We start from the raw sequence: 14,434 nt of genomic DNA, 5'->3' as shown, positions 1-14,434 counted from the left end.
CGGGCGCCGGGCGCAGCACCTGCCCCGGGGGAACCGCGTAAGCGCCGCCTGACAGGCGTGCTTGCCGCCGGTACAATCCGCGCCTCACGCCCCCCTCTCGTTGCTTCCTCTGCCGGAGTCACCGGCCAGGATTACTGCCATGATTCGCATCACCGAACTGTCCCTGCCCCTCGATCATCCCGCCGATGCGCTGCGCGAGGCCATCGTCAAGCGTCTGAACATCAGTGACGCCGACCTGCTGAACTTCAGCGTGTTCAAGCGCAGCTACGATGCGCGCAAGAAGAACAGCGTCATCCTGTTCATCTACATCCTCGACGTCGAGGTTCGTGACGAGGCGGCAGTCCTGGCGCGCTTTGCCGACGACAACCACGTGCGCCCGGCGCCGGATACCCGCTACTACCCGGTCGGTCAGGCTCCGGCCAATCTGACCGAGCGGCCGCTGGTGGTAGGCTTCGGCCCCTGTGGGCTGTTCGCCGCGCTGCTGCTCGCACAGATGGGCTTCAAGCCCATCGTGCTGGAGCGCGGCAAGGATGTGCGCCGCCGCACCAAGGACACCTGGGCGCTGTGGCGCAAGAAGACCCTGACGCCGGAATCCAACGTGCAATTCGGCGAAGGCGGTGCCGGTCTGTTCTCCGACGGCAAGCTCTACAGCCAGATCAAGGATCCGAAGTTCTACGCCCGCAAGGTGATGCACGAATTCGTCCGCGCCGGCGCGCCGGAAGAGATCATGTACGTCAGCAAGCCGCATATCGGCACCTTCCGCCTTACCGGCGTGGTTGCCGCGATGCGCGAGGAAATCATCGCCCTCGGCGGCGAGGTACGCTTCGAGACCAGGGTCACCGATCTCGTGATCGAGGATGGCCAGCTCGAAGGCGTGGTGCTGGCCAATGGCGAGACACTTCGCAGCCGCCATGTAGTGCTGGCCCTGGGTCACAGCTCCCGCGACACCTTCCGTATGCTGCATCGCCAGGGCGTGCATATCGAAGCCAAGCCGTTTGCCATCGGTTTCCGCATCGAGCATCCGCAGGGCATGATCGACCAGGCCCGTCTGGGCAAGTACGCCGGCCATCCGGAGCTGGGCGCCGCGGACTACAAACTGGTGTACCACGCCAAGAACGGCCGCGCGGTCTACAGCTTCTGCATGTGCCCGGGCGGCACCGTGGTGGCCGCCACGTCGGAGCCGGGACGCGTGGTGACCAACGGCATGAGCCAGTACTCGCGCAACGAGCGCAATGCCAACGCCGGCATCGTCGTCGGCATCAACCCAGAGCAGGATTTCCCCGGCGATGCGCTGGCCGGCGTGGAGCTGCAGGAGCGTCTGGAATCGCGCGCCTACGAGCTGGGCGGCAGCGACTACTGCGCGCCCGGGCAACTGGTGGGCGACTTCATTCGCGGCGTGCCGTCGACCGAGTTCGGCGAGGTCGAGCCGTCCTACAAGCCGGGCGTGCGCCTGGGCGATCTGGCGCCCTCGCTGCCGGAATATGCCATCGAGGCGATCCGCGAAGCGCTGCCGGCCTTTGGCAAGCAGATCCGCGGGTTCGATCGCGCTGACGCGGTGCTCACCGGCATCGAGACCCGCACCTCCTCGCCGGTACGCATCACCCGCGACAGCGAAACACTGCAGAGCCTCAACCTGCGCGGTCTGTATCCGGCCGGCGAAGGCGCGGGTTACGCCGGCGGCATCCTCTCGGCGGGCGTGGACGGCATCAAGGTCGCCGAGGCGCTGGCCAAGGCGATGCTGGCGGATGCGGGACAGACTGACGTGCAGAGCCACTGAGCGCCGCCTTGATGAAATTCGACGACATCAAAAAGCTGCACCAGAAAAAGTACCGGGCCGAGTTCGGTCATTTTCTGGTGGAGGGCGAACATCTGGCGCTGGAGCTGCAGAAAGCCACCCTGCACAACCCGCAGCTTGCACGCAGCGAACTGTATGTGACCAATGCCTACGAGCACTGGCAAAGCCCGTTCAAGACCCATGTGATCAGCGACCGCCAGATGGCGCAGATCGCCGACACCAAGACCCCGCAAGGCATCGTGGCAGTGGTGCCGATGCCAGCGACAGGCGCGTCGATCGCTGCACCCGTCGCGGGCGAACGCGCCATCTACCTGCATGAAATCCAGGACCCGGGCAACCTCGGCACCATCCTGCGCACGCTGGCCTGGTTCGGCAATTTCCGCTGCCTGCTCAGCCCCGGCAGCGTCGACCCGTACAACCCCAAGGTCGTGCGCTCGAGCATGGGCGCCATCTTCCATGCGCCGATGGAACTGGATGTGACGCTGGATTCGTTGCGCACGCGCTTTGCCCGCATCGCCTGTCTGGATATGCAGGGTGAGCCTGTGCAATCGACGGCTTTCACAACCTTCGAATGCTACCTGTTCGGCAATGAAGCCCGCGGCGTGCCCCGCGATCAGCTGAATGCACTCGACGCCCGGCCATTCACCATCCCCGGTTGCGGCGCCATCGAGTCGCTGAATCTGGCCGCCACGGTCAACATGTGTGCGTACGAACTCAGCCGATAGCTCATCGAAGGTTGAATGCCTGTGCCACCGAAGCGCCTTCACGCCTCTCGCACCGAAACGGCGGTGTCGTTCGAGCCCGCGAGTCATCACGGATGGAGTCCGGGCAGCGGAATAATTCCGCCCGTTTGCACGAGTTAACAGTTTTGCGCTTGCTCCGGCGCCAATCGATGACAGTCGCACACGCCCAACGCATCATGCCCGCTCGACGCCGTGCCGCAGGGCCCACGCATGCAACCGACCCTTTCTGACTCATTGCTGGACTACGCCGGGCAGAGCTCGCCCGGGCGCAGGCGCAACCATAATGAAGATGCGCTGCTCTGTGCGCCGGAGCTGGGGCTTTGGGCGATCGCCGACGGCATGGGCGGGCACCAATGCGGAGAGATCGCGAGCAGCCTGGCATTGTCGGCATTGCACAAAGCGGTTGAAGACGGCGAGCCGCTGCAGGCTGCGGTCCAGCAGGCCAACCAGGCGGTACTGGAAGAAGCCGTAGACGATGGCATGGGTACCACGCTGGTGGCTGCGCAGTTCAATGGCGCGGATTTCGAGCTCACCTGGGTCGGTGACAGCCGAGCCTATCTGGTCAGCGCAAACGGTATCGACCAGCTGACCCGCGACCACAGTTGGGTGCAGATGATGATCGACGCGGGCGAGCTGAAACCCGCCGAAGCCGAGGGCCACGCCTGGCGCAACATCATCCTGCGCTGCCTGGGCCGCGAGGCGCCGCTGGAGCTGGGCATCGCCGCAGGCAGCCTGAAGCCCGATGAGCTGCTTCTGCTGTGCAGCGATGGCCTGACCAACGAGTTGACCGACGCGCAGATCCACGCCACCTGCACCTTCGCAGACACGCTGGAAAACCTGGTCGAACAGCTGATCGACCAGGCGAACGCCCATGGTGGCCGCGACAACATCAGCTGCATCGTGATCGGCCGAAACAGCCCGCCGCCCGCTGCCGAGTCCCGCGGGCGCCGCTTCATCAACATGCTGCTCAAACCCCTCAAGTCGTAAGTACGCGCGAGTTTCTATGACGCATCGGATGCTGGAAATACCGGGCTATCGCCTGCACAAGCGACTCGGAAAAGGCGGGATGGCCGAAGTCTACCTGGCCACGCAGCTGTCCCTGGATCGCGAGGTAGCCGTCAAGGTACTGCTGCGCACCGAGGACGCCGCGTTTACCGAACGCTTCATCCAGGAAGGCCATATTGTCGCCTCGCTGCGTCATCCGGCCATCATCACCATCCACGACATCGGCCAGATCGCCGATGGCCGGCATTACCTGGCCATGGAGTACATCGGTGGTGGCGATCTGGCGCAGCACCGCGGCATCGTTTTCTCACCGTCCCGGGCGCTGGACATCATCCGCCAGCTGGCCGGTGGCCTGGCAGTGGTGCACGACGGCGGACTGGTTCATCGCGACGTGAAGCCGGCCAATATCCTCTTCCGCGACGATGGCAGCGTCGTGCTCACCGATTTCGGCGTGGCCAAGTCGGTCGAACTGGACAACGAACTCACGCATTTCGGCATTGCCGTCGGCAGCCCGGCTTACAGCAGCCCGGAACAGGCCCAGTGCCAACCGCTGGACGCACGCAGCGACATCTACAGCCTCGGGGTGATCCTCGCCGAGATGCTCACCGGGACCAATCCGTTCCGCGCCAGCAGCTATCCGCAAACCGTGCTCAACCACCTGCAGATGCCCATACCGTTGCTGCCGCCAGCGCTGGCACCCTATCAGCCGCTGCTCGACCGCATGCTGGCCAAGCAGCCGGCCGAGCGCTTCGCCAGCTGTCGCGAACTGCTGGCCGCCATCGACACCCTCACCGAGCCGGACATGGACCAGACGCGCATCGCGCCGGCACTGCTCATGGAACCCCAAGCACAGCCCCGACGCCGGCGACAGCGTCGTGCTGTTGGCCGCTGGGCGACGGTGGCTGCGGTGCTTGCGTTGGCAATAGGCGCACTGGGCGTGGGCGGCTATCAATGGTTTCAGTACAGCCAGATCAGTGGGTTCCTCACCCGCGCCGAGTCGCGCCTGGGCGAAGGACAGCTGACCGCACCGGCGTACGACAATGCCGACTACTACTTCCGCCAGGCCCTGCGCCTGGACGCGGACAATGCAGATGCCCTCGATGGCTTGCGCCGTGTCCTCGATGCCCGCATCGCCCAGGCCCTGAAACTGGCGGCGCAGCGACTGGCCGATGATCAACTGCTGGAACCGGCCGAGGACAGCGCCGTGCATTACTACCAGCAGGTGCTTGGCTGGCTGCCGGAGCATCAGGTGGCGCGCGACGGATTGGCCCGGGTCAGCGAACGCTATGTCGAGCTCGCCGAAGCGGCATATGGCAGACGCGAATACGCATTGGCTCTGGAATACATTGAGCAGGGACTGGAAGCCTCACCGGCGTACGCACCGCTGCTGGCGCTGCACGACGCGCATGCCCAGCGTGTCGCCAAGGCAAGAGCACCGCGACCGGTGCCGCGTACCGCTGCCAGTAGCTCGCGCACCCCACCCGCCACCACGCAGACCTCGCAGGCGCCGGCCAATCCGGTCAAGCGCCTGTGGAATCGGATATTCAACTGATGATCACGCCCGATCGCCTGGCTCATGCCTGCGATCGCTCCCGCTCAAGGTAACGCAGACATGCTCAGGATCCACTTCGCAGACAATCGTCAGAGCCCCGTCTGGCTTGCCGACGAACGCTTCACCCTCGGTTCGGACCGCGCCAACAGGCTGGTGATAAGCGATGCCGGCGTGGCGCCCTTTCACGCCGAGCTGATACTGGAAAACCGCTTCTACTACCTGACCGACCTCGGCACGCCAGGCGGCACCTACGTCAATGACGAAAAGATCGGCGAGCGCTATCAGATCCGCTCCGGGGACCGTGTGCGACTCGGGGCGCTGGAGCTGGAGATCGTCGATCCGGCCAAGGTCGGCGCCAAGGTGGCGGCAGCGCCCCGCTGGTTGCTGCAGGTGGTCAAGGGCGAAAACCAGGGCCACAAGTACCACATCACCGGCTCGATGACCTTTGGCCGCTCGGTGAAATGCGAGCTCTGCTTCAGCGATGCGGAGCTGTCCCGCCGCCACGCGGAGTTCTATCTCAAGGGCGATGTGCTGGAAGTGAAGGACCTGGCCTCAGCCAACGGTTTGCTGGTCAACCGTGAAAAGGTCACCACGGCCGTTCTGCAGCCGGGCGATCAGATTCAGCTGGGCAACACCACGCTATTGGTTATCGGCCCCAAGGTGAGTGCGCCGGAAATCGTCGACGAAGACGCCACCGTGTTCGTCCGCGCGGCGGACCTGCCCGTCCCCTCCCAGCCGAAGCCGGCACGACCACGTCCGGCGACGCCCAATCCGCTGCACGCCGCGGCAATGGCTCCGGCAGAAGCGGCAGCGCGCACGGAGAATCCCGGCAGATCCGGCTCGCGCCTGGGCTGGCTGCTCGGCGCGCTGGCGCTGGCAGTTGTCGCCGGAATTGTCGCGCAGCGGTTGGTCTAGCGGCTGCCAGCCTGTTTACACGGGAGGGGCTTTCGCCTCATTTCAGGACTCGACGGGAGCGTTTTTGCGGCACTCCCGCTCGGGCAGCCCGCAAGGCTTTCGCTCCTTCCACAATCAGCAGCGCTATCGCCGTCCAGATCGCCACATAGGTCAGCCATTGATTCGAAGCGATGCTCTCGCCGAGCAGCAGCGCCACGACGACCAGCAGCACCGGTTCGACATAGCTGAGCAGGCCGAACAGTGCGAGATCCAGATGTTTGCTGGCGACGATCATCAGCGCCAGGGCCAGGGCACTGAGCGCACCCAGGCCGATGATCAGAAGCAGCAGCGCCGGGCTCGCCGCGAGCTGTTGCAGGGTCTCTCGGTCGGAGAAGGCAAACAGCGCGGCGACCGGCAGGCTGATGATCAGGTCGACCCAGAGCCCGCCGAGACTGGCGGTGCCAATCCAGCGGCGCAGGACGAAGTAGCAGGGATAACCGAGGGCAACGGCGAGTACCGGCCATGACAGTGACGAAGCCAGCAGCAGCTGGTTGCCGACACCCACAGCCGCCAGCAAACAGGCCAGGCGTTGCAATCGACTGATCGCCTCGCCGAAGACCAGGCGGCCGGTGAGTACCAGCGTCAGCGGCAGCAGGAAGTAGCCGAGCGAGACGTCCAGGCCGTGACCGTTGATCGGCGCCCACATGAACAGCCACAGCTGCAGACCGACCAGCGCCGAGGACAGCGGCAGCGCGAGCCACAGTCGCGCCTCTGCCGGTACGCGCACGAGGATCTCGCGGACCTCACCCCAGCGGCCGATGGCGAGCAGCAGCAACGCCAGGCAAGGCGCAGTCAGCAGAATGCGCCAGCCGTATATCTGCTGACCGCTCAACGGTTCGAGCAGTGAGGTGTAGTAGTACAGCGTGGCGAAGAGCGTCGATGCGGCGAGCGAGCCGGCGACGCCCGCCAGCCTGTTGCGAGTTTCCATGGGCTTCCTGCGATTGACGATTCGTGCCAGCCCCGACCTCAGGGCTCGACCTGGCTCCACTGCTTGATCAGGCGCTTGTCCGATACCGCCATCCTGGTGCCGAGCTGCTGCGCCCAGAGCGAGACGCGATACTCCTCGAGCATCCAGCGATACAGCGCCAGCTCGGCATCGCGCTTGCCTTCCTGCAGGTGCTTGTTCAGGCGCGTCTGGTACTGCTCCCAGTAGCCGGCCAGCTCGCCGGACCAGACCCGATCACGCTGCAGCTGCGCGCCGATCTTTTCGAAGCGTTGCTCGATGGCCTTGAGGTAGCGCGGATATTCCTTCAGCCACTCGGCAGGTGTTTCGCGAACAAAGCCCGGATAGACCAGATTGCCCAGCTGCGCCTTGATATCGTTGAGCGCCACCGCCTGGGCCAGATCGATCTTGCCCTTGAAGCGCTTCTGCAGGCCGTGCCAGTGCTTGAGGATTTCCAGTGTCAGACGTGCCAGGCGCTCGGCATGCGCAGTCCAGTCGCCGCGCTTGCGCTCGGCGAGTGACGCCAGCGCGGCGCCATCACGCGGCAGCTGGGCTTCGCCGTCGAGGATGCAGCTGTCGAGGCTGGCCAGCAGGATGTCCTCGACCAGCCCATCGATCTTGCCCATGTCGCGGTAGAGCAGGCCCAGCTCGGTAAGGCCCGGCAGCTTGTTGCGCAGGTACTTGGCCGGCTCCGCCAGCTGTTGCAGCAACAGGCGCTGCAGCGCGCGGCGGTGTTGCCACTCGGCCTCGGCCTGGGTCGGGAAACGTCCTTCCTTGACCACTCCTGCCTCTTCCACCAGCGCCGGGTAGACGGTCATCGACAGCCCGGCCATCTTCGCCTGGGCCTTTTCTGCGACCTGGGCAAAACCCTTGGCTTCGACCGGCTTCTGTTCGGCCTTCTGCTGCGGCGGCGCCAGGGCGGCCTGGCTGGCCTCGGCGAAGCGTGCGGTCAGCTCGGCCAGGTCGCGGCCTTCACCAAGAAACTTGCCGCGGGCATCGACCACCTCGATGTTCATCTTCAGGTGGCTCTCCAGCCCGGCTGCCGCTTCGGCCCACGCATCATCCGATACGCGCGCGCCGGTCATGCGCAGCAGCTCGCGGCCCAGCGCCTCGGGCAGCGAGCCTTCACCAAAAGCGATCCTGGCCAGCGCAGCGCCAACGAAATCCGGCACCGGCACGAAGTTCTTGCGCAGCGCCTTGGGCAGGTTGCGCACCAGGGCCACCGCCTTGGTTTCCAGCAAGCCGGGCACCAGCCAGTCGAGCCGCTCGCTGCGCAATTGCGGCAACAGCGGCGCCGGTACGCGCAGGGTCACGCCGTCGCGCGGATGGTTGGGTTCGAAATGGTATTCCAGCGGCAGCTGCAGCTCGCCGATGCGCAGGTAATCCGGGTACTGCGCGGCGGTGACCTCGCTGGCCTCGCGGGCGAGCACGTCTTCCTCGCGCATGATCAGCAGCTGCGGGTTCTTCGCACTTTCGCGCTTGTACCAGTTCTCGAAGCTGGCGGTCTGGTAGATGTCCGCCGGTAGCCGCGCATCGTAGTAGTCGAACAGGGTTTCCTCGTCGGCGAGGATGTCGCGGCGCCGCGCCTTGGCTTCCAGTTCGTCGAGACGTTCGAGCAGCTCGCGATTGGCGCTGAGCGCGCGGGCGCGGCTGTTGATCTCGCCGCGCACCAGCCCTTCGCGGATGAACAGCTCGCGGGCAGCGGGCGGGTCGATGGGGCCGTAATGCACCGGCCGGCGGCCGACGACGATCATGCCGTACAGCGTTACCTGCTCGTAGGCCACAACCTGGCCGCGCTTCTTCTCCCAGTGCGGCTCGAAGTGGTTCTTCTTGATCAGATGCCCGGCCAGCGGCTCGATCCAGTCCGGCTCGATCTTGGCGACCATGCGCGCGAACAGCTTGGTGGTTTCCACCAGTTCCGCGGCCATCAGCCAGTTGGGCTTCTTGCGGCCGATGCTGCTTCCGGGATGCACCCAGAAGCGCCGCTGGCGGGCGCCGAGGAAGTCGCCCTCCTCGGTCTTGTTGCCGATCTGGCTGAGCAGGCCGGCGAGGATGGCCTTGTGCACCGAGGCGTAGCTCTTGGCCTTCTGCGCGGCCTCGCTGGCTTCGGCCTGCTGGCGGAGGATGACGTTGACCTTGGTGTCCTTGGTCGGTGCGGGTTGGGTGCTGGCCCCCGCCGAAAGCGCGGAAGAGGCTTCGCCGCCTTCCACCCTACGTGCCTTATCGGCGTGCGGTGGTTGGCCGGAGCCATCCGCCGACCTGCCCGAACCAAGCTTGAGCTCCCGGGCGATGAGCGTCAGCTGGCGATGGGCGTCGCGCCACTCACGCAGACGCAGGTAGTTGAGGAAGTTCTTCCGGCACCAGCTGCGCAGAGGGTTGGAGCCCAGCTCCTGGCGCTTCTCCTCGAAACCGCGCCAGAGATTGATCAGCGCGGCAAAGTCCGAATCCGGATCTTTCCACTGCGCATGGGCCTGGTCGGCTGCCTGCTGGCGGTCGGCCGGACGCTCGCGCACATCCTGCACCGAGAGTGCGCTGGCCACGATCAGGACTTCGGCGAGGCTGCCCTGCTGTGCAGCTTCGAGGAGCATGCGACCAAGCCGAGGGTCGATCGGCAGGCGCGCCAACTGGCGCCCCATTGGGGTCAGCTGGTTTTCGCGGTTGACCGCCGAGAGCTCCTGCAACAGGTTGAAGCCGTCGCTGATGGCCTTGCCATCCGGCGGCTCGATAAAGGGGAAATCCTGGATGTCGCCCAGGCGCAGATGCAGCATCTGCAGGATCACCGCGGCCAGGTTGGTGCGCAGGATTTCCGGATCGGTGAATTCGGGCCGGCCGAGGAAGTCTTCCTCGCTGTACAGCCGAATGCAGATACCCGGTTCGACCCGTCCGCAACGGCCCTTGCGCTGGTTGGCGCTGGCCTGGGACACCGCCTCGATCGGCAGGCGCTGAACCTTGGCGCGGTAGCTGTAGCGGCTGATGCGCGCGGTGCCGGAATCGATCACGTAGCGGATGCCGGGCACGGTCAGCGACGTCTCGGCGACGTTGGTGGCCAGCACGATCTTGCGCCCTGGTCGCGGCTGGAAGATTTTCTGTTGCTCGGCCGGCGTCAGCCGCGCATACAGCGGCAGCACCTCGGTGAACTTCAGATTGGCCTTGCGCAGCACCTCGGCGGCGTCGCGAATCTCGCGCTCGCCGGGCAGGAACACCAGCACGTCGCCGGGGCGCTTGCCCACGCTCTGCTCGTGGGCCGTAATTTCGTCCAGCGCGGCGAGGATGCCCTGGTCGACGGTCAGATCATCCTCGACCCGATTGCCATCCTCGTCGATCTCGGCCGCCAGTGGCCGATACCAGGTCTCCACCGGGTACGTACGCCCGGACACCTCGACGATGGGCGCACCGTCGAAGTGCTCGGAAAATCGCTGCAGGTCGATGGTCGCCGAAGTGATGATGACCTTCAGGTCCGGCCGGCGCGGCAGCAGAGTCTTGAGGAAGCCGAGCAGGAAATCGATGTTCAGCGAACGCTCGTGGGCCTCGTCGACGATGATGGTGTCGTAACGCTCGAGGAAGCGATCGTGCTGCGTCTCGGCCAGCAGGATGCCGTCGGTCATCAGCTTGATCAGCGAGCTGTCCTTGCTCTGATCCTCGAAGCGCACCTGATAACCCACCAGTTCGCCCAGGGGCGTGCCGATTTCTTCGGCCACCCGAGTCGCGACGCTGCGTGCCGCCAGCCGGCGCGGCTGGGTATGGCCGATCAGCCCGTGTACGCCACGGCCGATTTCCAGGCAGATCTTCGGCAGCTGGGTGGTCTTGCCCGAGCCGGTCTCACCGGCGATCACCAGCACCTGATGCTTTTCCAGCGCGGCCTTGATCTCGTCGCGCTTGGCCGCGATCGGCAGGCTGTCGTCGTAGCGAATGCTCGGCACGCTCTGCCGGCGCGCCTCGACCTTGGCTACGGACGCCTGAAAACGCTCCAGCCATTGGGTCAGCTTGGCCTCGTCCGGTTGCTTTCTCAGCTCATGCAGCTGCCGGCGCAGGCGATGGCGATCAGCGAACAGGGCCTGGTCGAGATTCTTCAGCAGGGTATCGATAGCGGGCGTTGCGTCGGTCATGGACAGCCGTGGGGCAATTCGAGAAGGGCGCGATTGTCGCAGATTTGCCCGGCCGGCCGAAGGGAAAGGGATGTTTGGAGGGACCGCGCCGGCTGGCCGGCGCGGTATTCAGGCGATCAACGGATCCAATGACCCCAGCGCGACTTCTCCTGCACTTGCTGGATGCGCATGGTGCCGATGCTCTGCTCGGCCGCTGCGGCGATCTCGTCATCGATCATCTTGGTCGACAGCGAAAGCCAGCTGGTCGCGAACGCCAGCGCATCGCCATGCAGCTCCAGGGCTTCGGTGGAGATGTTGCCCAGGTTGTCGCACGGCGTGTGATAGCACTGATCGAACGACTCCCCGGCGATGCCGCCATAACGCTGCGCCTGCTCCTCGGTCTTGATGTCCTCGGCCCCGGTGAACAGTCCGCCGAAGGCGATGCCGTCTTCGAAGAACTGCGCGTAGTCGGAGCGGAAGTCGATCTCGGTGCCTTCCGACGGCGCATTGCGCAGCTGGAAGTAGGTGCGCAACAGGCGTTCAATGGCGGCCGAGCCGGGTGGACCCTGCAGGCCGAAGTCGGAGCCGTCGCCGTCATAGATGAAGTTGGCGTAGTTCGGCGAACCGATCATGTCGACGTTCAGGTAGGCCTTGATGCGCCGCTTCTGCTCATCCGGCAATTGCGTGACGTAGTAGGTCGAGCCGACCAGCCCGGACTCCTCGGCGCCCCACCAGGCAAAGCGCACCTTGTTTTCCGGCCGCGCCTTGCTCATCAGCAGTGCCATTTCCAGCAGCGCGGCGCTGCCCGAGCCGTTGTCGTTGATGCCGGCACCCTCGAATACCGAATCCAGGTGCGCGCCGACCATGATCACGTTGCTCGGATCGCCGCGGCGGGTTTCGGCCAGCAGGTTGTAGGTCTCGGTCTGCTCGCGCACCACATCGACGTTCATGCTCAGCTGCAGGCCCGCGGTCTGCGACCAGGCCACGCCGTTGTCGTAGGTCGAGAACATCACCGGGATGCCGCCGCTATAGTCCTCGCCCAAGGTCGCGACCAGCAGCCCCTTGCGGTCCTCGGTGTCGCCCTGATTGAAGATGATTGCCCCCGCCGCACCGGCCGCCGCGGCATTGGTCGCCTTCTGCCCGAACGGGCAGGTGCCACGCTGCATCAGCGCGATGGCCCCGGCCGGGAACCCGGCGAAGTCCTCCGGTTCGCAACCGCTGGTAGATGTGTTGCCGGCACCGAGCGCCAGGTCAACCGGCACCACCGGTGCGGTGACGTTGCCAGGGTCGGTCTGATCGGCATAGGAGAAATCCTCTTCCCAAACGTACTGCACCGGCTGTGGCGCCACGGCGCTCAGCGTGCCGGGGCTGACCGGATAGAAGGCGAGGAAGGGAAAGGCCTGCACCTCGACCCGATAGCCAGCCCGCTGCAGGCGGCTGCGGACATAGTCGATCGAGGCCTGATAGCCAGGCTGGCCGGACGCACGATTGCCGTCATTCATCGTGGCGATATCCTGCAGCGCCTCCAGATGCTTCATGACGTTGCTCGCCTGCATGCAGCGCGGCAGACCGACCGGCGTGCCGACCAGCAGCGGCGAACGGCAAAGCGCGGCGTTCGGCTTGTCCGGCGACCAGAAGTCATTGAATTGAGCGGTGTCTACCTGCGGCGCCGCGAAAGCGACACTACCGGTAAGTAATGCGAGAGAAGCAACTACCCGAACAGCATTGTTTTTCTTGTGCATGGGTAACTCATCCTTGCAACGGATTGATGGGCAGGCCGCCTGTGGCTTGCGCCATCGTCCCCTACAGCATTAAGCGGACGCGGCCATAGGGAGCTAGACCGAGCGGTTGCCGCCTCGGTTCTTAGACAACCGCCCGCCGGTAGCACCGTTGATCGGGAGAAGGGAACTTCATGCGAGGCGCTTCATTGGTGCGCCGCGGAACGGCGCTGCGAATGGGCCGTTCGGCAACGGCGGCAGGCATTGCACCTGCCGCCCGGCTGGATCAGATCCGGAACTGACCCACCAGCTTCTGCAGGCGCTCAGTCAAGCCATTGAGCTCGCGCGACGTCTGCGCGCCCTGCGCGGCATCGCTCGCCACACCATCCACGGCATCGGCGATGTGATGCACGCTGCGGTTGATCTCCTCGGCCACGGCGGTCTGCTCTTCGGCTGCGNGCGAAACCCTGCCAGGCAGGGTTTCGCCAAGCCGCAGGCTAGAGCGGTTGATCAGATGCGGAACTGACCGACCAGACGCTGCAGCTGCTCGGCCAGGCCGTTCAGCTCCCGGGCCGTCTGCGCACCCTGGGCGGCATCGCTGGCCACACCATCCACCGCATCGGCGATGTGATGCACGCTGCGGTTGATCTCCTCGGCCACCGCGGTCTGCTCTTCGGCGGCGGCGGCGATCTGCGCGTTCATCGAGTTGATGGTGCCGATCAGCGCGGAGATGGCATCCAGCGATTCGCCAGCCTGGTTGGCGTGATTCCGCGTGCTCTCGCCCTTCTCGCCGGCGCGCAGCATGGTACCGACCGTGTGCGAAGTCGCATTCTGCAGCCGATCGATCATGCCCTGGATTTCCCCGGTGCTCTGCTGCGTGCGACTGGCCAGGGCTCGAACTTCATCGGCAACCACGGCGAAACCACGGCCGGCCTCACCGGCACGCGCCGCCTCGATGGCCGCGTTGAGCGCCAGCAGGTTGGTCTGTTCGGCAATCGCGCGGATCACGTCGAGCACGCCGACGATGCCTTTCACGTCCTGCTGCAGGCCTTCCAGCGATTCACCGCTACCACGCAGCTCGCCCACCAGTTCATGGATCTGACGGATGCTCTGGTCCACCACCTGCTTGGCGGCAACGCCCTGCTGGTCGGTCTCCCGCGCCGCCTCGGCCGCGCGCTGGGCGCTCATCGCCACTTCATGCGCCGCAGCGGACATCTCGTTGATGGCCGTGGCGACCTGATCGGTCTCGCTGCGCTGATCGGCCATGGCCTGCTCGGAACGCTGCGCCTGGCTGGCTACCGCGCTGACCAGTCCGCTGAGCTGGGTCGTCGTGCCAGCTACCTGACGCACGAGAGCGTGAATCTTCTCGACGAAGCGGTTGAAGGAGGTCGACAGTTCGCCTAGCTCATCGCGGCTGGTGATCGGCAGCCGATGCGTCAGGTCACCGTCGCCCTGGGCCATGTCGTCAAGGTTCTGCTTGATCTGCAGCAGCGGACGCAGGATGGCGTTGCTCATCAGGACCGCGAGGCCAGCCATCAGAATCAGCAGCAGCAATGCCGAGCCAAGCATGATCAGCGTGAGGCTGTCGATGCGCGCCTGGAAGACCGCGCGGGCCTCGACAACGTCGCGCTCGACGTCA

9 protein-coding genes and 1 pseudogene are annotated in these 14,434 nt (G+C 65.3%); 5 read left to right on the top strand and 5 right to left on the bottom strand.

The window, feature by feature from the left end:
- Positions 1 to 139 precede the first annotated feature (139 nt).
- The 5 genes from EA798_RS05405 to EA798_RS05385 all read left to right on the top strand — a co-directional run bounded on the left by EA798_RS05405 (position 140) and on the right by EA798_RS05385 (position 6,010).
- Entirely contained in the window at positions 140 to 1,777 is a 1,638-nt protein-coding gene (locus tag EA798_RS05405; protein ID WP_122098307.1) for an NAD(P)/FAD-dependent oxidoreductase, read from the top strand.
- Positions 1,778 to 1,788: 11 nt separating this feature from the next.
- Positions 1,789 to 2,520, top strand: a complete 732-nt coding sequence (locus EA798_RS05400; RefSeq protein WP_122098306.1) for a TrmH family RNA methyltransferase — start codon at positions 1,789 to 1,791, stop codon at positions 2,518 to 2,520.
- Positions 2,521 to 2,748: 228 nt separating this feature from the next.
- A complete protein-coding gene (locus EA798_RS05395) occupies positions 2,749 to 3,525 on the top strand; it encodes a PP2C family protein-serine/threonine phosphatase (RefSeq protein WP_122098305.1) in 777 nt (258 codons plus the stop codon).
- A 16-nt stretch (positions 3,526 to 3,541) separates the two neighbouring features.
- Complete coding sequence (locus EA798_RS05390) at positions 3,542 to 5,095, top strand: serine/threonine-protein kinase (protein WP_122098304.1); 1,554 nt, start codon at positions 3,542 to 3,544, stop codon at positions 5,093 to 5,095.
- A gap of 60 nt (positions 5,096 to 5,155) precedes the next feature.
- On the top strand, positions 5,156 to 6,010 hold the full coding sequence (locus EA798_RS05385; RefSeq protein ID WP_122098303.1) for an FHA domain-containing protein: 855 nt from the start codon (positions 5,156 to 5,158) through the stop codon (positions 6,008 to 6,010).
- A 37-nt stretch (positions 6,011 to 6,047) separates the two neighbouring features.
- Here EA798_RS05385 and rarD read toward each other — a convergent pair whose 3' ends face one another.
- From rarD to EA798_RS21065, 5 genes and pseudogenes are all read right to left on the bottom strand, one after another.
- Positions 6,048 to 6,977: an EamA family transporter RarD gene (gene rarD / locus EA798_RS05380; protein ID WP_122098302.1), complete on the bottom strand. Its 930-nt coding sequence runs from the start codon at positions 6,975 to 6,977 to the stop codon at positions 6,048 to 6,050.
- A 38-nt stretch (positions 6,978 to 7,015) separates the two neighbouring features.
- Positions 7,016 to 11,098, bottom strand: a complete 4,083-nt coding sequence (gene hrpA, locus EA798_RS05375; protein WP_122098301.1) for an ATP-dependent RNA helicase HrpA — start codon at positions 11,096 to 11,098, stop codon at positions 7,016 to 7,018.
- Positions 11,099 to 11,214: 116 nt separating this feature from the next.
- A complete protein-coding gene (locus EA798_RS05370) occupies positions 11,215 to 12,819 on the bottom strand; it encodes a M28 family metallopeptidase (protein WP_106157999.1) in 1,605 nt (534 codons plus the stop codon).
- Between the two features lie 262 nt (positions 12,820 to 13,081).
- A pseudogene (locus tag EA798_RS05365) lies at positions 13,082 to 13,255 on the bottom strand (hypothetical protein); the annotation flags it as partial.
- A 50-nt stretch (positions 13,256 to 13,305) separates the two neighbouring features.
- Positions 13,306 to 14,364 carry a methyl-accepting chemotaxis protein gene (locus EA798_RS21065; RefSeq protein ID WP_446686629.1) on the bottom strand — a complete coding sequence of 353 codons (1,059 nt, stop codon included), beginning with the start codon at positions 14,362 to 14,364 and terminating at the stop codon, positions 13,306 to 13,308.
- Positions 14,365 to 14,434: the final 70 nt, after the last annotated feature.

Source organism: Pseudomonas songnenensis, from assembly GCF_003696315.1.
In the GTDB taxonomy this organism is placed as follows: Bacteria; Pseudomonadota; Gammaproteobacteria; order Pseudomonadales; family Pseudomonadaceae; genus Stutzerimonas; species Stutzerimonas songnenensis.
This window is presented reverse-complemented; position numbering and strand designations above follow the sequence as displayed.

Excerpts from the sequence above, each read along its gene's own strand:
- EA798_RS05370 (WP_106157999.1), bottom strand. The coding sequence starts at position 12,819 with ATGCACAAGAAAAACAATGCTGTTCGGGTAGTTGCTTCTCTCGCATTA.
- EA798_RS05385 (WP_122098303.1), top strand. The coding sequence starts at position 5,156 with ATGCTCAGGATCCACTTCGCAGACAATCGTCAGAGCCCCGTCTGGCTT.
- EA798_RS05395 (WP_122098305.1), top strand. The coding sequence starts at position 2,749 with ATGCAACCGACCCTTTCTGACTCATTGCTGGACTACGCCGGGCAGAGC.
- EA798_RS05400 (WP_122098306.1), top strand. The coding sequence starts at position 1,789 with ATGAAATTCGACGACATCAAAAAGCTGCACCAGAAAAAGTACCGGGCC.
- EA798_RS21065 (WP_446686629.1), bottom strand. The coding sequence starts at position 14,364 with ATGCTTGGCTCGGCATTGCTGCTGCTGATTCTGATGGCTGGCCTCGCG.
- rarD (WP_122098302.1), bottom strand. The coding sequence starts at position 6,977 with ATGGAAACTCGCAACAGGCTGGCGGGCGTCGCCGGCTCGCTCGCCGCA.
- hrpA (WP_122098301.1), bottom strand. The coding sequence starts at position 11,098 with ATGACCGACGCAACGCCCGCTATCGATACCCTGCTGAAGAATCTCGAC.
- EA798_RS05405 (WP_122098307.1), top strand. The coding sequence starts at position 140 with ATGATTCGCATCACCGAACTGTCCCTGCCCCTCGATCATCCCGCCGAT.
- EA798_RS05390 (WP_122098304.1), top strand. The coding sequence starts at position 3,542 with ATGACGCATCGGATGCTGGAAATACCGGGCTATCGCCTGCACAAGCGA.